Consider the following 17,833-nt stretch of genomic DNA (forward strand, 5'->3'; position numbering starts at 1 on the left):
CACGAAAACCGGTTGTGCAGCCGTTCCCGGATCCACTAGCTTCGGCCGGGTCGTACCCAGAGTCTGGAGGCTGAGGCCATGACGGCGCGCCCGATAACGGCCGCCGGGTAGCACGCGGGACCGCCGAACCCGCGGTGCTGGTCAACGGCGGCGCGATGACCGTGTCCACGAAGACCAGTGAGGACTCAGTTTTCTCATGTTCGAATCACGTATTCACGACTACCTGCGCTCCCGTGCCGGTGCGGGCGCGCACCGCGTCGGTTCCTTCCTGCTGCTGCTCGACGAGCACGACCGGGGCCGGTACTTCAACTACGCGATACCCGACGATGGCGCTGCCCCGGCTCCCGACGACATCGCGGCCCTTGTCCAGGCGTTCCGTGAACGGTCCCGGGTACCGCGATTGGAGTATCTGCCCGCGGCGTGCCCGGCAGTGGAACCCGCACTGCTCGCGGCCGGATTCACCGCCGAGGCGCGGGTTCCGATCCTGACCTGTGCACCGGAACAGGCGGCCGCGCCCACGGTGGATGGCATCCGGGTCGTGCTCGCCACCGACGACGGGATGCTGCGTGGCGTCGCCGAGGTACAGTGCGAAGCATACGGCCAGGAAGTGGTCACCGAACACGACACCGCCCGGCTGCGCCGGGTCCGCGACGGCGGCGGATTGGTCGCCATCGCCGTGGCGGACGCCTCCGGTGCGGCCGTCGGTGCCGGACAGCTCGGTCCGCCGCACGCGGCACCCGACGGCAGTCCGGGAGCCGACCGGTCCGGCGGCATCAGCGAACTCGCCGCCGTGGGGGTGCGTGCCGCCTATCGTCGCCGTGGCATCGCCGCTGCGGTGTCGGCACTGCTCACCCGGTCCGCCCCTGCCGTGGGAATCTCGACGCCGTTCCTGATGACCGTCGGCGAGGCCGAAGAGCGCGTCTACCATCGCATCGGCTACCGCAGGGCAGCGCAGATGCTGCATATCTGCCTGGCATGAACGCGCGGGCCCGGGTCACGCCGGTCCGGGCCCGCGCGGCGGTTCGCCATCAGGGGGCGGGCTCGCCGAACCAGCGGGACAGGTGCTCGTCAAGATCCCGCTGATCCTCGCCGATCCAGGCGACGTGGCCGTCCGGGCGCAGCAGCAGGCACGGAACTTCCAGAGCCGCCGCGGAATCCGCGAGATGGTCCACCCGGTCCGCCCAGCCACCGGTGCTGAGCCGTTCGGTACGGTCCAGCAGCAGGCCCCGGCCACGGTGCAGCAGCTGGAAGAGGCGGCCCTCGCGCACCTCGATATCGCGCAGGCGGCGGCCGAGCAGCTCGGGGCCTTCGCCGCAGTCGTAGCGGATGTCGATCGCGGTGATCTTCTCGATCAGATAGCGATTCACCTCCTCGAAGTCCATCAGTTCGGTGAGCAGCCTGCGCACGGCCCGCGGGCCCGGTTCCTCGGCCAGCAGCTCCATCTGGGCGCGGGTGTTGTCCAGCACGCCCTCGGCGACCGGGCGGCGTTCGGTTTCGTAGGTGTCCAGCAGTGTTTCCGGGGCCCAGCCACGGATCTGCGCGGCCAGTTTCCAGCCGAGATTGACCGCGTCCTGCAGGCCCAGATTGACCCCCTGCCCACCGGTCGGTGGATGGATGTGCGCGGCGTCGCCGGCCAGCAGTACCCGGCCGAGGCGATAGTGTTCGGCCACCCGAGTGGCGTCGCCGAAGCGGGACAGCCAGCGTGGGGAGTGCACGCCGAAATCGGTTCCCGCGATGGTGCGCAGCCGCTGCCGGAACTCCTCGAGGGTGGGCGGTTCCGCGCGATCACCGACTCCGGCGGCGGGAACCACGACACTGTAGACGCTTTCTCCCGAGGGCCGCAGCCAGAATCGCCGCTGGGTCCCGTGGACCGCGGCGACCGTGGCGGCGATTTCCTCCTGCGGCACAGCCACTTCCATCTCGCCCATCAGCGTGTCGTTCCGCGAGGGCTCGCCCGGGAAACCGATCCCGAGCCGCTTGCGCACCGTGCTGCGCCCGCCGTCGCAGCCGACGAGGTAATGCGCGTGCAGCCGCTCCCCATCGGTCAGCTCGACGGTCACCCCGCCCTCGTCCTGCTCGACATCGGCCACCGCGCAGTCGTGCCGGATCTGCGCGCCCAGTTCGATGGCGTGTTCCTCGAGCAGCCGCACGAGGGTCGGCTGCGGGATACCCAGCAGGTAGGCGTGCGCCGAGTCCAGGCTTTCGGGCGCGGGTTTGGGGATGGCGGCGAAGAATCCGCCCGCCGGGCGCTGTCTTCCGTGTTCGCGGACGCGCTCCAGCAGTCCGCGCATCGCCAGCAACTCGAGACTGCGAATGTGCAGACCGACGAGGCGGGCGAAGGACACCGGTTCGGTTTCCCGCTCCAGAACGAGTACCCGCACATCGTGGCGCCGCAGTTCGGCGGCCAGCAGCGCGCCGGTCGGCCCGCACCCGGCGATGATCACATCGACCATCCGGGGCGCACAGAATCGTGAAGAGTCCATAGATGTCGCCTTTCGGGAGTGCCCTGTTTTCGGGCGCTCCCGGCGACACCTCCTTCAGTCGCCGGCCGTGACGCGTCGAGGGAGCACCCACGTCGATCCAGCGTTCATGGGTTCCACCTCCCCGGGCGATGGCACGGTCTGCCGCAGGTTACCGGCCCGAACGGCACCGGCGCCAACCGTTTCAGCGGACCAGGCGGTTCCTCGCCGCGTCATCGGCAGGTGGCTGACCACCCGTGTTCGAGCAACTCGAAGATCGGGTCGAGCATCCGGGATGGATCGGGGTAGCTGCGCGCGAGTTGGACCGCTTCGATGTGCGGAGAGGCGGGGCGGTCGGTCGCCCGCTTCAGGAGGTGCGCACGCAAGGCCCGTGGGATGGACTGGCCTGCGGCACCGCCACGCCGACCTGAATGACCCGGCCGGTAATGCCATACCGCACGGACGCTGTTCAACCCGGAGACCACCTGAGCCACGCGAATCACCGGAACCGGAGACGAACCGTTTCAGCGGACCACGCGGCCCGCTCCGGCGAAGTCGTCCCCGGGTTTGGTGTACGGGTGCACCTGCACGGCCTGCCCGAAGGTGGGCGCGTCGATCATCTGGTGGTTGCCGATGTAGAGGCCGACATGGTGGATCTTGCCCGCCGGGTCGCCGAAGAACACCAGATCACCGAGCCGCGGATCCTGGCCCTTCGGCACCGGCGGAGTGTCCCGGAACTGCCAGTCGGCCATCCGGCGCAAGGGGATGCCCTGCGCGGTATAGGCCTCGGTGGTCAGTCCGGAGCAATCGAAACCGCCGTGGTCCCCGCCGCCCTTGCCGTTGCCGCCCCAGACGTAGGGCAGCCCGATCTTGGAGATCGCGAACTCGACCGCGTGCAGCGGCTGGGGCTTCGGCGGGTTCGGATCCTGCGAGACCGTGCCGTACACCGTCGCGGTCGCCAGCACCCGGTGCAGGAACAGCGGTGCCTCGTCGATTCGCGAGACGGCCCGCCACCACGCCCCGCCGTCGGCGAGATCGGCCCCATCGGCGCACAGCGTCTTGCCCGCGGCGAGCACCGCGTCGTCGAAGCTCTCCGGGTCACCCTTGCCGGTGCCGTTCGCGCTGCCCCCATACTGCTTCCACTGGGCGCCGGTCAGCTGCATGGGCCCGCGCGCCGCGGACTTCGAGACGACCTTTCCGAAGAAATCGCGCAGTTTCACGTTGCCGATGGGCTCGGCGGTCGTGCCGTCGGCGCCGACCCCACCGCCCGCGCGGCCGTGGTCGGTGGTCTGCTTGCCGACACCGGCCAGCGTCACCCAGGACATGTGGCAGGCGGGCTGCTGCTTGTTCAGCGTGACCGTGGCCTTGGCATAGGAGGTCATCGCCCGCTCCGGGATGTCGAGCCACCCGGAGATCTGCTTGACCCAGTCCTCGAACGCGTTCCCGGAATCCGTGTCGTCCGGGGGAACGGCGACCTTGCGGCCGATCGCCTGCGGCAGCCCGGCCTTGGCCGGCGGCGTGCTCGCCGAGAGCTTCCCGGTCTCCCCAGCCGGCGCGCTCGCGTCCGCGGCCGCGCGTGGCTCGGCATCGGTGGAGAGCAGCTGGCTCACCGTGAGGATGCCGCCGACCGCGAGGGCCACCACCACGACGACCGCGATGATCATCGGGCGGCGGCGTCCGCCACCCTGCCCAGCACCGTGCCCACCATCGGGCTCGTTCGAGTCCATGGGTGTACTCATACCAGCTACAACGAAGCGATGAGTCGTTCGACGCGCTCGTCCACCGCGCGGAACGGGTCCTTGCACAGCACGGTGCGCTGGGCCTGATCGTTGAGCTTGAGATGCACCCAGTCCACGGTGAAGTCCCGGCCCGCGGACTGTGCGGCGGCGATGAAGTCCCCGCGCAGTTTGGCCCGCGTGGTCTGCGGCGGGGTGTCCTTGGCCGCCTCGATGTCCCCGTCGTCGGTCACCCGGTCCACCGCGCCCTTGCGCTGCAGCAGGTCGAAGAGCCCGCGCCCGCGCCGGATGTCGTGATAGGCCAGATCGAGCTGGGCGATACGCGGATTCGACAGCTCCATCCCGTGCTTGCTCTGGTAGCGCTCGAGCAGCCGGCGTTTGATGGCCCAGTCGACCTCCCGGTCGATCTTGGACAGGTCCTGGGCCTCCACCGCGTCCAGCGTGCGCCCCCACAGCTCGACGATCCGGTCCATCACCGGGTCGGGTTCCCGGCCGGCCACGTACTCGACCGCGCGTGCGTAGTACTCGCGCTGGATGTCGAGCGCGCTCGCCTCGCGCCCGCCCGCGAGCCGGATCAGCCGCCGACCGGTCAGGTCGTGGCTGATCTCCCGGATCGCGCGGATCGGGTTGTCCAGGGAGAAGTCGCGGAACTGCACCCCGGCCTCGATCATCTCCAGCACCAGGTGCGCGCTCCCGACCTTGAGCAGGGTGGTGACCTCGGACATGTTGGAGTCGCCCACGATCACGTGCAGCCGCCGGTAGCGCTCGGCGTCCGCGTGCGGCTCGTCGCGGGTGTTGATGATCGGCCGGGAACGGGTGGTCGCGCTGGACACGCCCTCCCAGATGTGCTCGGCGCGCTGGGAGAGGCAGTACACCGCCCCGCGCGGGGTCTGCAGCACCTTGCCCGCCCCGCACACCAGCTGCCGGGTGACCAGGAAGGGCAACAGCACATCCGCGATCCTGGAGAACTCACCGGCCCGGGCCACCAGATAGTTCTCGTGACAGCCGTACGAGTTGCCCGCGGAGTCGGTGTTGTTCTTGAACAGGAAGATATCCCCGCCGATGCCCTCGTCGGCGAGCCGGCGTTCGGCGTCCACGAGCAGGTCCTCGAGCAGCCGCTCCCCCGACTTGTCGTGGGTGACCAGCCCGACGAGGTCGTCGCACTCCGCCGTGGCGTACTCCGGGTGCGAGCCGACGTCGAGGTAGAGCCGTGAACCGTTGCGCAGGAACACGTTCGACGAACGGCCCCAGGAAACGACCCGCCGGAACAGGTACCGCGCCACCTCGTCCGGGCTGAGCCTGCGCTGCCCGTGGAAGGTACAGGTGACGCCGAATTCTGTCTCGATGCCGAAGATCCGCCGCTGCATGCTTTCAGCCTACGGGCAATAACCCACCGCGCGCGCGGGTCTGCGGGGATCGAATCGACATCGATGCCCTGTCAAGGCCCGTGAACCGATCACGTACCGTGCGTCCATGACGACCACCGCGCACCGTGAGGAGCTCTCTCCGCTGCGCATACCCGCGTTCCGCGCGCTCGCGGCCGGTCGGCTCATCGACATGCTCGGCAACTCGGTCGCCACCGTGGCGCTGGCCTTCGCGGTGCTCGATCTGACCGGTTCGCTGACCTATCTCGGTCTCGTCGTCGGTGCCCGCACCGTGGCGAACGTGATCTTCGTGCTCTTCGGCGGGGTGCTCGCGGACCGGATGCCGCGCCGCCTGCTGCTCGTCTCCTCGACCGGCCTGGCCGCGGTGAGCCAGGCCGCGGTCGCCGCCGTGGTGCTCACCGGGATCGCCTCGGTGCCCCTGCTGGTGGTGCTCTCCGCGGTGAACGGGCTCGCCGCCGCGGTCGCGCTGCCCGCCTCGGCCGCGCTGCTCCCGCAGACGGTGCCCGAGGGGGCGCGGCAGCGGGCGAACTCGGTCATCCGGCTCGGCATGAACGCGGCGAACATCCTCGGCGTCTCGGTCGGCGGGATCCTGGTCGCGGCGATCGGTCCCGGCGAGGGCCTGGCCATCGACGCGCTGAGCTTCGCGATCGCCGGACTGTGCTTCGCGCTGGTGCGGGTGGGTCCGCACACCACCTCCGAGCGCTCCGAATCCCTGACCCGCCAGTTGCGTGACGGCTGGACCGAGGTGCGCTCCCGGGACTGGGTGTGGATCGTGGTCCTGACCTTCCTGGTGCTCAACGCGTGTTTCGGCGCCTATATGGAAGTGCTCGGCCCGTACATCGCCGACACCAGTTTCGGTCGCCGCGACTGGGGCTTCATCGTCGGCGCGCAGGGGGTCGGGCTGCTGTTCGGGGCGCTGCTGGCGATGCGGATCCGGGTGCCGCGGCTGCTGCTGCTCGGCTGCGCCTGCATGGCCAGCATCGCGCTGATGCCGCTGATGCTCGCGGTGTGGCCGTCCACGGTGCCGCTGATGGTCGCCGCGTTCGCCGCCGGACTGGGCCTGGACGTGTTCGCGGTCGCCTGGGACACCTCCCTGCAGCAGCACATCCCGGAGGACAAACTGGCCAGGGTGGTCTCCTACGACATCCTGGGTTCGGTGATCGCGATCCCGGTCGCCCAGATCGCCGCCCCTCCGGTGGTGCACGCGATCGGGCTGGGGCCGACGCTGTGGGTGATGACCCTGGTGGTGCTCGGCTGCGTGCTCGCCATGGTCACCACCTCGGGAGTGCGGTCCCTGCGCCAGCCCGGGCACTGATCACTCCTCCCGCAGGGTGGCCGTCATCCCGAGACAGGCAGCCAGCAGCACCGCCGGAAGCAGCAACGCGATGGCGAGCGAACTCTGCCCGGCCAGCAGCCCGACGATGGGCGGGCCGAGCAGCACACCGCCATAGCCGAGGGTGGAGGCCACCGCGACACCCGCGCTGCCACCGAGCGCACCCGCGCGGGCGATGCCGAGTGGGAACAGCGAGGACAGCCCGATCCCGGTGACGAAGTACCCGGCGAGCAGCACCGCGGTGTTCGGCACGAGCACCACGAGCTGGCCCGCGACACCGAGCAGGATCCCGGTCACCACGAGCGGGCGGGTACCGAAGCGGGCGGCCAGCGGAGTGCCCGCGCTGCGGCCGATGACCTGGGCGAGTGCGAACACCGCGTACCCGAGGGGCAGCACTCCCGCCGCGGCCCCGGCCTGTTCGCGCAGGTGGATGCCGGACCAGTTGGCGATGGTGCCCTCGCCGAACGCGGCGGCGAAGGTGAGCGCGGCGGCCGCGAGCACCAGCCACAGCACCCTGCCGAGGTGCCGGTGTCCTGCAGCGTGCGGTTCCGGGGAGCCCGGCCGCCACAGCCCGGGCGCGCAGCAGGCGAGCACCAGGGCACCGAGCAGGCCCACTCCCAGCAGGTGCGCCTCCACGGACACCCCGAGCGCGGACAGCAGCGCCCCTGCCCCGGCACCGGCGACGTTGCCCGCGCTGAATCCGGCGTGTAGCGCGGGCAGGATGGGTCTGCGCCGGTGTTCGGCCAGCTGCACTGCCGAGGCGTTCATCGAGACGTCGACCGCACCGTAGGCGGCGCCGAAGGCCAGCAGCAGGGCGAGCAGGACCAGCGGCGATCCGGCGAGCCCGGGCAGCATCGCCGCCCCGCAGAGCGCGAACCCGGCGAGCAGGGCGACCGGGGCGGGCGCGTGTCTGCGGCACCACCAGCCGATCAGCGGCATGGCGGTGAACGCGCCGATCGCGGTGCCGATCAGGGCGACCCCGAGCCCGCCGTTGCCCGCGCCCACGGACTCCTGCACCTGGGGCAGCCTGCTCGTCCAGCTGGCGAACACCACACCGTCCACGACGAACAGGGTGGCCAGCGCTCCCCTGGCCGCGAGTTCAGGCCTGCGGCAGGGTGACGGTGGAAGGGTGCTCTCGGTCATGGAACAGCTCCTGGTCGGCCGGATGCAGACTCAGTGCCGTGGCGAGCGGCTCGCCGGAGCCGGGATTGCGGGCGAATCTCGGGTGCGCGCCACTGGAGACCTGTACCCGGATGCGGTGCCCGATGCGGAACCGGTACGCGGTCGGGCTCAGCCGCAGCTCGACCGGCGTGATGCCGTCCGGGCGGACGTTGACCAGGGCATCGCAGATATTGGTCGAGTGCCCGCGCCGGTCCACATCGCAGAGCCGCACGAACACATCGGTGTCCGGCCTGCTCGACCGCAGCCACACCTTCGCGGTGACCTCGCCGATCACCTCGAGCTCCGCGGTCAGCGGCGCGGTCGAGAAGGTGAGCACATCCGGGCGCTCCTCGAGTTTGCGCTGGTCGAAGGCACCCTTGCGGGCAGTGAGCAGCGGACCGCCCACCGAAGGGGTCGGGTCCGCCGGATCGTAGCGATACCTGCTCGGCTCGTTGTCCTCCGGCTGCTCGGTGCCGAGTCTCCCGTCGCCGTGCAGGTGGTAGGGCGTCGGCGAGTATCCGGGCGGTGGCCAGGATTCGAAGTCCCGCCAGCGATTCTGCCCCATCACGAACAACCGGACGGGGGCGCGCTGGGCCGGTTGCTCTCCCCTGGCGTGCGCACCCGCCCAGTCCAGGCCTTCGCGCAGCGCGGCACGTATCCCGCCCATGGCGCCGTGCACCCAGGGACCGACGGTCAGCCGCGCCGGGGTGCCCGCCCCGACCAGCCGCCGGTACTCCTCGAGCTGATCCCCGGCGAACAGGTCGTACCAGCCCGCCACGAAGCTCGCCGGGATGCGGACCTCCTCGACCGTGGCGCCGAGGTCGCCCCTGGCCCAGTGCGGATCGTCCGGACCGTGCGCGAGTGTCTCCGCGAAGAACGGCCACCGGCGGCCGAGCACCCGCAGATCCGCCTCGCCGAGCGGGGCGGTGTTCATCGCCCGGACCACCGCGCGCTCGCGCAACCGGCTGCGCAGCACGGCGAACGACTGCTCCTGGGTCGCGGTCTGCACCGACCAGCGGAACAGCCCGTCCAGCGAGTAGGGCCGGGTGAAGCCGATGGTCAGCCGCGCCGAGGTCACCTGCGGCACCATCGCCTTGACCTGCGGAGCGTCCACGGCGATCGCCCACTGGGTGAATCCGAGGTAGCTCGGCCCGAACAGCACGACCCGGCCGTCGTACCAGGGCTGCTGCTCCAGCCAGTCCAGTACCGCGAGTCCGTCCTCGCGCTCGTTGACCTGCGGCGCGAACTCGCCACCGGAGCCGAAGGTGCCGCGGGTGCTGACTACGAGTACCTGGAAGCCACGTTCGGCGAACACCCGCCCGATGCCGTTGTCGATCATGGCGCCACGGCGCCCATAGGGGCAGCGGACCAGCACGGTCGGCAGCTCGCCCGGGGCGTGCGCGGGCGTCCAGTGATCGGCGAGCAGCACCGCGCCGTCCGGCATCGGGATGCGCTGATCCCGATGCACGTTCACCTCGCGGGTGTGCGGCGCGGGGAGCCGGAGGAACCGTTCGACGAGGTGGCTGGCGAGGCTCATGCCTCGCCGCCGCCCTCGCTCTCCGGTTTCTCCCCGGCGTCGCTCGTGTCCGCGGAAGGCAACAGCCCGGTCAGCGCCGCGCCGGTGATCCGGCGGAAGGTGCGCCTGCCCCGCTGCCGGTCGAGGACCGCGACCTCCAGCTTGTCCAGCTCGGGGAGCCCGGTTCCGCTCGGCTTCGCCCCGCCGGGGCTGCCGTTGCCGGTCGCGCTCGTCCCGCCGTTGCCGCTCGCGGCCGCGCCGAGACCGCGCACGGCCACATCCACCGCGTGCGCCAGATCCATGTTCTCCGCGTAGGTCTCGCCCAGCTTCGCCGAGATCGGTTCGGTCTGCCCGCCCATGACCAGGAACCGCGGTTCGTCCACGACCGATCCGTCGTAGGTGACCCGGTAGAGCTCGTCACCGCCGTACTCGGTGCCGACCTGGGCGATGCACAGCTCCACCTCGTAGGGCTTGAGCTGTTCGGTGAAGATCGCGGCGAGGGTCTGCGCGTACACGTTGGTGAGCTGGCGCGCGGACACATCCCTGCGGTCGTAGGCGAATCCCCACATGTCGACCTGTTTGATCCCGCCCCGGCGCAGCGCCTCGTACTCGGAGTAGCGGCCCGCGGCGGCGAACCCGATGCGGTCGTAGATCTCCGAGACCTTGTGCAGGGTGGTCGAGGGGTTCTCCGCGACGAACAGCACTCCGCCCGCGTAGGAGAGCACCACGACGCTGCGCCCGCGCCCGATTCCCTTGCGCGCGAGCTCGGAGCGCTCCCGCATCAGCTGTTCCGGCGAGGCGTACAGCGGCATACTCATGACCGCACCTCGCTAGCGCTCGGCTTGGTCATTCGCCAAGACTGCTGTGTCCTTGATTCGCTCGCAAGCTCGCTCATGAGTTACTACCCCCTTCGGTGACCGGGTTGTGTGGTCGATCGCCCCGGATTCGAGATTCCGGCACTCGTCCCGCCCTCATTCGCCGCGCTCGCGCCGGTCGGCGACGACCGCCTCGGCGACCGCCTGGACCTGTTCCTCGGGCAGCTTCACCGCGCCGTCCTCGGCGGTCACGGTCGCGATGGTGGGGTAGATCCCGCGCACCGGGTCCGGCCCACCGGTCGCCGAATCGTCGTCGGCCGCGTCGTAGAGCGCTTCGACGGCGTGCCGCACCGCGGTCTCGGCGCCCGCGTCCGCGTCGTAGAGCTTCTTCAGCGCCGACTTCGCGAACAGCGATCCGGAGCCGATCGCGTGGTAGCCGCCGTGTTCCTCGTACCGGCTGCCGATCGCCTCGAAGGACACGATCCGCCCGCCACGGGCCGGATCGGCCGCCTCGGTGTCGAAGCCGACGAACAGCGGCACGGCCGCGAGCCCCTGCATGGCCATCTCCAGATTGCTCCGGACCATGGTCGCCAGCTTGTTCGTCTTGCCGTCCAGGGACAGCGCGACGCCTTCGATCTTCTCGTAGTGCTCGAGCTCGACCGTGTAGAGCCGGACGATGTCCAGACCGAGGCCCGCGACACCGGCGATGGCGACCGCCGAGTACGCGTCGGTCACGAACACCTTGTCGATGTCCCGCTGAGCGATCAGGTTGCCCGAGGTCGCCCTGCGGTCCCCGGCGAGCAGCACCCCGCCGTCGAACTTGAGCGCGACGATCGTGGTGCCGTGCGTGACCTCCTGCTTGCCGAGCCCCTGGGACGCTTCTGCCAGGCCGCGCGCACCGGGCAACAGATCCGGTGCCTGTGTGGCGAGGAACTCGCTGAACGAAGAGGTAGCCGTGCTCATGTACGCCGCGGACAGCGGACCGGTCGGCGCCTGCGGCCGCGAACTGCTCTGCATGTGCTCCCTTATGACTGGTGCTTACCGGTGATCTTGTATGACTGGTGCTTACCGGTGATCTTGCCGAAACTCCCGCGCTCGCGGGCCCTACTCGCCGCCCTTTTGCACGTACGCGCGCACGAAGTCCTCGGCGTTCTCCTCGAGTACGTCGTCGATCTCGTCCAGGATCGCGTCCGTGTCGTCGCCGAGCTGCTCACGCCGCTCCTGACCGGCCGGACCGCCGCCTTCGACCTCGTCGTCACCGTCGCCGCCGCCTTGGCGGGTCGTCTGTTCCTGCGCCATCGCGCCCTCCCGGTCGTTCCGAGTTACTACCAAGACAGTACCGAGGGGGACCGACAAGGACCTACACCCTCGAGCTGTCGTCTTCAGTTGTCGGTCAGCGCCTTCAGCAGGTCCTCGGCGGTCTCCGAACCCTCGATCAGGCCCCCGACGTGCGATTTCGTCCCACGCAGCGGCTCCAGGGTCGGGATGCGCACCAAGGATTCCCTTCCGATATCGAAGATCACCGAATCCCACGATGCGGCGGCGATCGAGTTCGCGTAGCGCTCCAGGCAACGGCCGCGGAAGTAGGCGCGGGTGTCCTCGGGCGGTGAGGTGACCGCGTCGAGCACCTCCTGCTCGCTGACCAGACGCTTCATCGAGCCCCTGGTGACCAGGCGGTTGTACAGGCCCTTGCCGAGGCGCACATCGGAATACTGCAGGTCCACCATCTGCAGCCGACCGGAGGCCCAGCCGAGCCCGTCCCGGGCGCGGTACCCCTCGAGCAGACGCAGCTTCGCGGGCCAGTCGAGCCGGTCCGCGCACTCCATCGGGTCCTTGGCCAGGTCCTCCAGCACCTCGCCCCACACCCGCAGCACCTCGGCCGAGGCATGGTCGGAGCGATCCAGATGCTCCTCGGCCAGTTCGTAGTAGGCGTTCTGCAGGTCGAGGCCGGTGAACTTGCGTCCGTTCGCCAGTTCCACGGTGGCCTTGAGGCTCGGGTCGTGGCTGATCGTGCGCACCGCGCGGACCGGGTCGGCCAGCCGCAGGTGGTCGAAGCGGACCCCGTTCTCGATCAGGTCGAGCACGAGCGCGGTGGTGCCGACCTTGAGGTAGGTGGAGTACTCGGCGAGGTTCGCGTCCCCGATGATCACGTGCAGCCGGCGGTACTTGTCCGCATCGGCGTGCGGCTCGTCGCGGGTGTTGATGATGCCGCGCTTGAGCGTGGTCTCCAGGCCGACCTCGACCTCGATGTAGTCGGCGCGCTGAGACAGCTGGAAACCCTCACCGTCCCCGGCGACCCCGATGCCGACCCGGCCCGATCCGGTGATCACCTGGCGGGAGACGAAGAACGGGGTCAGCCCGGCGATGATCGCGGTGAACGGGGTTTTCCGTCCGCACAGGTAGTTCTCGTGCGTTCCGTAGCTGGCACCCTTGCCGTCCACGTTGTTCTTGTACAGCTGCAGCTGTGGCTGCCCGGGAACGGTGGCCGCCTTGATCGCGGCCTCCTCCATGATCCGCTCGCCCGCTTTGTCCCAGATGACCGCGTCGCGGGCGTTGGTGACCTCGGGCGCGGAGTACTCCGGGTGCGCGTGGTCGACGTAGAGCCGGGCGCCGTTGGTGAGGATGACGTTGGCCGCACCGAGGTCGTCGTTGTCCTGGTCCTGACCGGAGGAGCCGGGCGCGCCGAGATCGAAGCCGCGCGCATCGCGCAGCGGTGACTCCACCTCGTAGTCCCAGCGGGCCCGCCGTGCCCTCGGGATGTCCGCAGCCGCCGCGTAGGCGAGCACCACCTGCGTCGACGTCAGGACCGGGTTGGCATTCGAGTCGCCGGGGACCGCGATGCCGTATTCCACCTCTGTGCCGATGATCCGCCGCATGCCACCACCCTACGGCGTTCGGCGGCGGTTACCATCCACCACATCGCCTACCGGGGAGGCAACCGGGATGACCACGGACGCCGCGATCACGATCCGTCCCGCCGACGCCGGCACGTGGCCGGATGTGGAGTTCCCGTTCGACCGTCCCGGTGCGGTACGCGGCTGCTGGTGCCTGTTCTTCCTGCTCAGTTCCCGCGAGCTCCGGGACAACGGGGACGAGGTCAACCACGCCGCGCTGTGCTCGCTCGCCGACCAGGGTGCCGATCCCGGGCTGCTCGCCTATCGGGACCGGACCGCGGTCGGCTGGGTCTCGATCGCCCGCGCGAACGGTTTCCCCGGCTGGACCGCTCCCCGGTGGCCAACCGGGTGGACGACACCCCGGTCTGGGCACTGACCTGTCTGTTCGTGCCGCGCGAGGCACGCGGTACCGGGGTGGCCCGGGAGCTGGTGCGCGGCGCGCTCGGGTACGCCCGCGCGCGGGGCGCGTCCTGCGTCGAGGCCTACCCGGTCGACGACATCCTGGGACCGGTGCACTCCGACCACGCCTACCACGGGTGGGTCAGCCTGCTGCTCGGCTTCGGGTTCACCGAGGTCGCACGGCGTACCCCGAAACGCCCCGTGCTGCGCAGGCGAATCTGAGAACCTTGCGGGTATGACTGAAGAACAGGTGGCGCTGTTCACCGAGGACGGGCTGCCGGACGGTTCCGCCCCGCGTTCGGTGATGCGGGCACGCAAACTCTGGCACGCGGCGACCTTCGTGCTCCCGCGCTCGGTCGACGGCACCCGGATCTACGTGCACCAGCGCACCTTCACCAAGGATGTGTTCCCCGGCCTGTTCGACTGCTGGGCCGGTGGGGTGCTCGCGGCGGGGGAATCCGTGGCCGAGGGCGCGCGCCGGGAGCTCGCGGAGGAGCTCGGGGTGCGCGGGGTAGCCCTGGAACCGCTGTTCGGTTTCCGGTTCGAACCGACGCGCTGCCACTGTCACTGTTTCGAGGCACGCACCGATGGACCGTTCATCTGGCAGCCCGAGGAGGTCGCCGACGGCGGCTGGCGCACCCTCCCGGAACTGCGCGCGATGCTCGAGGATCCGGCCACCCCGTTCGTCACCGACGGCCGCGCGGCCCTCGAGCGGTGGCTCAGCCTGCGGAAAGCCGCGCCGTGACGGCCGGGGCGAGCCGTTGCACCGCCTCGGCGGCCTTGGCCCGCTGCTTCGCTTCCACCAACACCACACTCAGGGTCCCGGCCCGTGTGCCGGCGAAACCGCAGTTCTTCGCGGTGCACCAGCTCTGCTGCCGGTCGAGGCCGGGCTGGGCGGCGACGGTGAGCCCGGACCCGCAGTCGTGCCCGGCGAGTCGCCCGGTGAGCACGTACTGGTAGATCTTCGAACCGGTCGGGTAACTCCACGCCGCCACCGGTTCGGTGCGCCCGGCGTCGCTGGCGAGGCAGTCGGGCAGTCGCGGAGCGGGATCGGCCGCCGCCTGGCTGACGCCTTCCTCGCGCACATCGGCCGGGCGCAGGGTGGCGTCCGCGCGAGCCTCGCTCACCGGGCTGACCGGGGTCGAGCTCGGCGCGCTCGCCTTCGCGGGGCCCGGCGCCGCCGGTTTCGCGGTGGAATACTCGTTCAGATCCCGGTTCGCCCGGTCATTGCATCCCGTCGCCACGACCGCGAGCACGCCCGCCGACGCGGCGAGAACCACGAGCCTGCGCCTGCGCACGTGCCCTCCCTCATCCGGATCCGCTGCTGTGCGCGGTCACCCTAACGCTTGACGGATCCGGCGCCCCGCCCCACCTACGATGCTCACCGTGAACCCGATCAGCATCATCGCCGCGAAACCGGACCATGCCGAACCGCTGACCGCGCTGATGCACGCATCCTCGGCCTATCGAGGCGGGTATGCCTCGATCCTGGAGGGCTACCAGCTTACCCCGGAATACCTCGCCCGGAACCCCACCCACCTCGCCGTGTCCGGGCAGGAGATTCTCGGTTTCTCCAGCCTGATCCCGGAGCCACCGGAACTGGACCTGTTGTTCGTCGCCGACTCCGCGCAGGGCCTCGGGATCGGTGCCCGCCTGGTGACCCACCTGCTCGACCAGGCCGCACAGCGCGGCATGACCACCGTACGGGTCGTCTCGCATCCGCCCGCCGTGGCGTTCTACCAGCGGATGGGCGCCCGGCAGATCGGCACGGTCCCGCCGCGCCCGCCCAGGATCGACTGGCCGCGTCCCGAGCTCGTCTTCGACCTACCGGCTCCCTCAGCGGGATAGACCGAGCTCCGCGCGGATCGCGGCACCGTGCTCATCCAGTTCCGGCACCGCGCCCGGCTGCCATTCCGGCCCGGTCCCCGGCGGGCGCACGATGTCCACCGCCCCCTGCTGGGTGGGCAGGCTCGCCCAGCGCGAGCGGGCGGCCAGCTGCGGGTGCGCGGCGAACGAGGCGAGATCGCGCATCCGGGCGTTCGCGATGCCCACCTCGTCGAGCAGGGCGACCACCCGCTCGGTGTCCAGTCCGGCGAGCGCGGCCTCGAGCACCCCGGTCAGTTCGGCATCGGCGCGCACCCGGTCGGTGTTGGCGGCGAACCGCGGATCCTCGGCCAGCCCCGGATCCCCGAGCACCCGCTCGCAGAGCAGCCGCCATTCGCGCTGGTTCTGCACCCCGATGAACACGGTCCCGCCGTCGCCGACCCGATAGGGCCCGTACGGGGAGATCGAGGCGTGCCGGGCACCGTTGCGCGGCGGCGGGGTGCCCCCGTAGCTGGCGTACAGGTGCGGGAACCCCATCCATTCGGCGAGCGCGTCGAGCATGGCGACCTCGAAGGCATCGCCCCACCCGGTGCGTTCCCTGCGGAACAGGGCGGCGAGCACCCCGGAGTAGGCGTACATCCCGGCGGCGATATCGGCGACCGCGATCCCGGCCTTCGCGGGCGAGTCCTCGCTTCCGGTGACCGAGAGCAGCCCGGCCTCGCACTGGACGAGCAGGTCATAGGCTTTCTTTGCGCGGTACGGCCCGTCCTGTCCGTAACCGGAGATGGTGCATACGACCAGCCGTGGATACCGCTCCCGCAGGGTCCGCGCGCCGAGGCCGAGCCGGTCCAGCGCGCCGGGGGCGAGATTGGCCAGGAACACGTCGGCCCGGTCGAGCAGCGCATCGAGCACCGCGCGCTCCCCCGCGTCCTTGAGGTCGAGGCAGATCGACTCCTTGCCCCCGTTGAGCCACACGAAATGGCTGGACTGTCCGTGCACGGTGGTGTCGTAGGCACGCGCGAAGTCCCCGGTGTCCGGGCGCTCCACCTTGATCACCCTCGCGCCGAGGTCGGCCAGTTGCCTGCTCGCGAACGGTGCCGCGACGGCTTGTTCAAGCGCCACAACACAAATCCCGTCCAACATGTCCTTCTCGAGCACCCGGGAGCTCCCTTCGCTGTGTCATGATCAAGACTAATCGCAGAGCGGCGGCGAACAGGAGCACGCGTGGTACGAGCAGTCATCGCGACCGGTCTGGACCAGCCGGTGCACACCGAGGAGATCGTGGTCCCGGAGACCGGACCGCGGGAAGTGCGGGTGCGCATCGCCGCGGCCGGGGTGTGCCATTCGGACCTCTCCATGCTCAACGGCACCTTCAAACCCGACTACCCGCTCGTGCTCGGGCATGAGGCCGCGGGGACCGTGATCGAGGCGGGCACCGAAGTCTCCCGGGTGCGTTCCGGGGACCGGGTGGTGCTGAACTGGGCACCGCCCTGCCGGAGTTGCTGGTTCTGCGTGAACGCCGAACCGTGGCTGTGCGTGCGCAACGAGGGCGTCTCCAGCACGCCGTCCCGGGCCACGCTGCGCGATGGCACCGCGGTCACCAGCACCCTCGGCATCGGGGGCATGGCCGAGGAAGTGGTGCTCGCCGAGGAGGCGGTCGTCCCGCTCGCCGAGGAGGTACCCCTGGACGTCGCGGCGCTGCTCGGTTGCGCGGTGCTCACCGGGACCGGGGCGGTGCGCAACACCGCGCGGGTGCGCCCCGGCCAGTCGGTGGTGGTCGTCGGGCTCGGCGGGATCGGGCTTTCCACCATCGCGGGCGCGCGGATCGCGGGCGCGGCACCGATCATCGCGGTGGACATCGGCGAGGCCAAGCGGGATCTGGCCATGCGGATGGGCGCGACGCACTTCCTGGACGGCTCCGGCAAATACGGCCGCGATGTCCGTGCCCTGACCGGTGGCCGGGGTGCCGACCACGCCTTCGAATGCGTCGGGCGCGCGGCCACGATCCGCTCCGCATGGGGAGCACTGCGCCGGGGTGGCACGGTCACCGTGGTCGGCGCGGGCCGCGGGGACGATCCGTTCACCGTCAGCGCGCTGGAGATCTACCACTTCGCACGCACCATGGCGGTTTCCGTGTACGGCTCCGGTGATCCGGACCGCGATATCCCGCTGCTCGTGGAACAGATCCGCGCCGGACGGCTCGACCTGGAACCGCTTGTCTCCCACCGGATCGGGCTCGGCGACGTGGAAGCGGCCTTCGACCGGATGCGCAACGGAACCGGAGCCCGCTCCCTGATCACCCTGGACTAGC

Annotated in this window: 19 protein-coding genes; 8 read left to right on the plus strand and 11 right to left on the minus strand. The window is 70.4% G+C overall.

Features of this window, described 5'->3' with window-relative positions:
* Window positions 1-196 precede the first annotated feature (196 nt).
* The gene (locus A37U_RS0102150; RefSeq protein WP_020494963.1) at window positions 197-979 is read left to right on the plus strand and encodes a GNAT family N-acetyltransferase; all 783 of its coding nucleotides are present in this window, start codon (window positions 197-199) and stop codon (window positions 977-979) included.
* 49 nt (window positions 980-1,028) lie between these two features.
* Here A37U_RS0102150 and A37U_RS0102155 read toward each other — a convergent pair whose 3' ends face one another.
* Entirely contained in the window at window positions 1,029-2,453 is a 1,425-nt protein-coding gene (locus tag A37U_RS0102155; RefSeq protein WP_020494964.1) for an FAD-dependent monooxygenase, read from the minus strand.
* Between the two features lie 263 nt (window positions 2,454-2,716).
* Between A37U_RS0102155 and A37U_RS51230 the strand changes: the two genes are divergently transcribed.
* Window positions 2,717-2,890, plus strand: coding sequence for a hypothetical protein (locus A37U_RS51230; RefSeq protein ID WP_157182573.1), 174 nt, complete (start codon window positions 2,717-2,719; stop codon window positions 2,888-2,890).
* Between the two features lie 93 nt (window positions 2,891-2,983).
* Here A37U_RS51230 and A37U_RS0102165 read toward each other — a convergent pair whose 3' ends face one another.
* Both A37U_RS0102165 and pafA read right to left on the minus strand, forming a co-directional pair.
* On the minus strand, window positions 2,984-4,186 hold the full coding sequence (locus A37U_RS0102165) for a C40 family peptidase (RefSeq protein ID WP_020494966.1): 1,203 nt from the start codon (window positions 4,184-4,186) through the stop codon (window positions 2,984-2,986).
* Between the two features lie 17 nt (window positions 4,187-4,203).
* Window positions 4,204-5,562: a Pup--protein ligase gene (gene pafA / locus A37U_RS0102170; protein WP_020494967.1), complete on the minus strand. Its 1,359-nt coding sequence runs from the start codon at window positions 5,560-5,562 to the stop codon at window positions 4,204-4,206.
* A gap of 106 nt (window positions 5,563-5,668) precedes the next feature.
* Here pafA and A37U_RS0102175 point away from each other — a divergent pair, with 106 nt between their 5' ends.
* A complete protein-coding gene (locus tag A37U_RS0102175; RefSeq protein WP_020494968.1) occupies window positions 5,669-6,895 on the plus strand; it encodes an MFS transporter in 1,227 nt (408 codons plus the stop codon).
* On the opposite strand, the gene A37U_RS41995 is transcribed toward A37U_RS0102175, so the two are convergent.
* The 6 genes from A37U_RS41995 to dop form a co-directional block, all read right to left on the minus strand.
* Window positions 6,896-8,056: an MFS transporter gene (locus tag A37U_RS41995; protein WP_020494969.1), complete on the minus strand. Its 1,161-nt coding sequence runs from the start codon at window positions 8,054-8,056 to the stop codon at window positions 6,896-6,898. It lies immediately after the preceding gene.
* Window positions 8,013-9,611 (minus strand): CocE/NonD family hydrolase, encoded by a 1,599-nt coding sequence (locus A37U_RS0102185; protein ID WP_020494970.1) that lies wholly within the window; start codon window positions 9,609-9,611, stop codon window positions 8,013-8,015. Before A37U_RS0102185 ends, A37U_RS41995 begins: the two co-directional genes overlap by 44 nt.
* Window positions 9,608-10,408 (minus strand): proteasome subunit alpha, encoded by an 801-nt coding sequence (gene prcA, locus A37U_RS0102190; RefSeq protein WP_026196788.1) that lies wholly within the window; start codon window positions 10,406-10,408, stop codon window positions 9,608-9,610. The genes A37U_RS0102185 and prcA overlap by 4 nt, the downstream gene beginning before the upstream one ends.
* A 153-nt stretch (window positions 10,409-10,561) precedes the next feature.
* Entirely contained in the window at window positions 10,562-11,422 is an 861-nt protein-coding gene (prcB, locus tag A37U_RS0102195; RefSeq protein ID WP_020494972.1) for a proteasome subunit beta, read from the minus strand.
* Window positions 11,423-11,509: 87 nt separating this feature from the next.
* Window positions 11,510-11,704 (minus strand): ubiquitin-like protein Pup, encoded by a 195-nt coding sequence (locus A37U_RS0102200; RefSeq protein WP_020494973.1) that lies wholly within the window; start codon window positions 11,702-11,704, stop codon window positions 11,510-11,512.
* Between the two features lie 83 nt (window positions 11,705-11,787).
* Window positions 11,788-13,281, minus strand: coding sequence for a depupylase/deamidase Dop (dop, locus tag A37U_RS0102205; protein ID WP_020494974.1), 1,494 nt, complete (start codon window positions 13,279-13,281; stop codon window positions 11,788-11,790).
* Window positions 13,282-13,348: 67 nt separating this feature from the next.
* Here dop and A37U_RS48025 point away from each other — a divergent pair, with 67 nt between their 5' ends.
* From A37U_RS48025 to A37U_RS0102215, 3 genes are read left to right on the plus strand one after another with little or no spacing between them, the layout of a single operon-like run.
* A complete protein-coding gene (locus tag A37U_RS48025; RefSeq protein WP_051111530.1) occupies window positions 13,349-13,675 on the plus strand; it encodes a hypothetical protein in 327 nt (108 codons plus the stop codon).
* Complete coding sequence (locus A37U_RS48030) at window positions 13,636-13,920, plus strand: GNAT family N-acetyltransferase (RefSeq protein WP_051111531.1); 285 nt, start codon at window positions 13,636-13,638, stop codon at window positions 13,918-13,920. The genes A37U_RS48025 and A37U_RS48030 overlap by 40 nt, the downstream gene beginning before the upstream one ends.
* Before the next feature lie 13 nt (window positions 13,921-13,933).
* A complete protein-coding gene (locus tag A37U_RS0102215) occupies window positions 13,934-14,443 on the plus strand; it encodes an NUDIX hydrolase (protein ID WP_020494976.1) in 510 nt (169 codons plus the stop codon).
* Here the strand turns inward: A37U_RS0102215 and A37U_RS0102220 are convergent.
* Entirely contained in the window at window positions 14,418-14,996 is a 579-nt protein-coding gene (locus A37U_RS0102220) for a hypothetical protein (RefSeq protein WP_020494977.1), read from the minus strand. The genes A37U_RS0102215 and A37U_RS0102220 overlap by 26 nt on opposite strands.
* Before the next feature lie 79 nt (window positions 14,997-15,075).
* On the opposite strand from A37U_RS0102220, the gene A37U_RS0102225 reads away from it, so the two are divergent.
* Complete coding sequence (locus tag A37U_RS0102225) at window positions 15,076-15,546, plus strand: GNAT family N-acetyltransferase (RefSeq protein WP_020494978.1); 471 nt, start codon at window positions 15,076-15,078, stop codon at window positions 15,544-15,546.
* Here A37U_RS0102225 and A37U_RS0102230 read toward each other — a convergent pair.
* The gene (locus A37U_RS0102230) at window positions 15,535-16,665 is read right to left on the minus strand and encodes a CaiB/BaiF CoA transferase family protein (protein WP_040586592.1); all 1,131 of its coding nucleotides are present in this window, start codon (window positions 16,663-16,665) and stop codon (window positions 15,535-15,537) included. The genes A37U_RS0102225 and A37U_RS0102230 overlap by 12 nt on opposite strands.
* 81 nt (window positions 16,666-16,746) lie before the next feature.
* Here A37U_RS0102230 and A37U_RS0102235 point away from each other — a divergent pair, with 81 nt between their 5' ends.
* The gene (locus A37U_RS0102235; RefSeq protein ID WP_020494980.1) at window positions 16,747-17,832 is read left to right on the plus strand and encodes a zinc-binding dehydrogenase; all 1,086 of its coding nucleotides are present in this window, start codon (window positions 16,747-16,749) and stop codon (window positions 17,830-17,832) included.
* Window position 17,833: the final 1 nt, after the last annotated feature.

It is taken from the genome of Sciscionella marina DSM 45152 (genome assembly GCF_000379465.1).
Lineage (GTDB): Bacteria > Actinomycetota > Actinomycetes > Mycobacteriales > Pseudonocardiaceae > Sciscionella > Sciscionella marina.

Bases quoted from the DNA above. Each gene is read 5' to 3' on its own strand.
- A37U_RS0102150 (WP_020494963.1), top strand. From the start codon at position 197: ATGTTCGAATCACGTATTCACGACTACCTGCGCTCCCGTGCCGGTGCG.
- A37U_RS0102155 (WP_020494964.1), bottom strand. From the start codon at position 2,453: ATGGTCGATGTGATCATCGCCGGGTGCGGGCCGACCGGCGCGCTGCTG.
- A37U_RS0102165 (WP_020494966.1), bottom strand. From the start codon at position 4,186: ATGGACTCGAACGAGCCCGATGGTGGGCACGGTGCTGGGCAGGGTGGC.
- pafA (WP_020494967.1), bottom strand. From the start codon at position 5,562: ATGCAGCGGCGGATCTTCGGCATCGAGACAGAATTCGGCGTCACCTGT.
- A37U_RS0102175 (WP_020494968.1), top strand. From the start codon at position 5,669: ATGACGACCACCGCGCACCGTGAGGAGCTCTCTCCGCTGCGCATACCC.
- A37U_RS41995 (WP_020494969.1), bottom strand. From the start codon at position 8,056: ATGACCGAGAGCACCCTTCCACCGTCACCCTGCCGCAGGCCTGAACTC.
- A37U_RS0102185 (WP_020494970.1), bottom strand. From the start codon at position 9,611: ATGAGCCTCGCCAGCCACCTCGTCGAACGGTTCCTCCGGCTCCCCGCG.
- prcA (WP_026196788.1), bottom strand. From the start codon at position 10,408: ATGAGTATGCCGCTGTACGCCTCGCCGGAACAGCTGATGCGGGAGCGC.
- prcB (WP_020494972.1), bottom strand. From the start codon at position 11,422: ATGCAGAGCAGTTCGCGGCCGCAGGCGCCGACCGGTCCGCTGTCCGCG.
- A37U_RS0102200 (WP_020494973.1), bottom strand. From the start codon at position 11,704: ATGGCGCAGGAACAGACGACCCGCCAAGGCGGCGGCGACGGTGACGAC.
- dop (WP_020494974.1), bottom strand. From the start codon at position 13,281: ATGCGGCGGATCATCGGCACAGAGGTGGAATACGGCATCGCGGTCCCC.
- A37U_RS48025 (WP_051111530.1), top strand. From the start codon at position 13,349: ATGACCACGGACGCCGCGATCACGATCCGTCCCGCCGACGCCGGCACG.
- A37U_RS0102215 (WP_020494976.1), top strand. From the start codon at position 13,934: ATGACTGAAGAACAGGTGGCGCTGTTCACCGAGGACGGGCTGCCGGAC.
- A37U_RS0102225 (WP_020494978.1), top strand. From the start codon at position 15,076: ATGCTCACCGTGAACCCGATCAGCATCATCGCCGCGAAACCGGACCAT.
- A37U_RS0102230 (WP_040586592.1), bottom strand. From the start codon at position 16,665: ATGTTGGACGGGATTTGTGTTGTGGCGCTTGAACAAGCCGTCGCGGCA.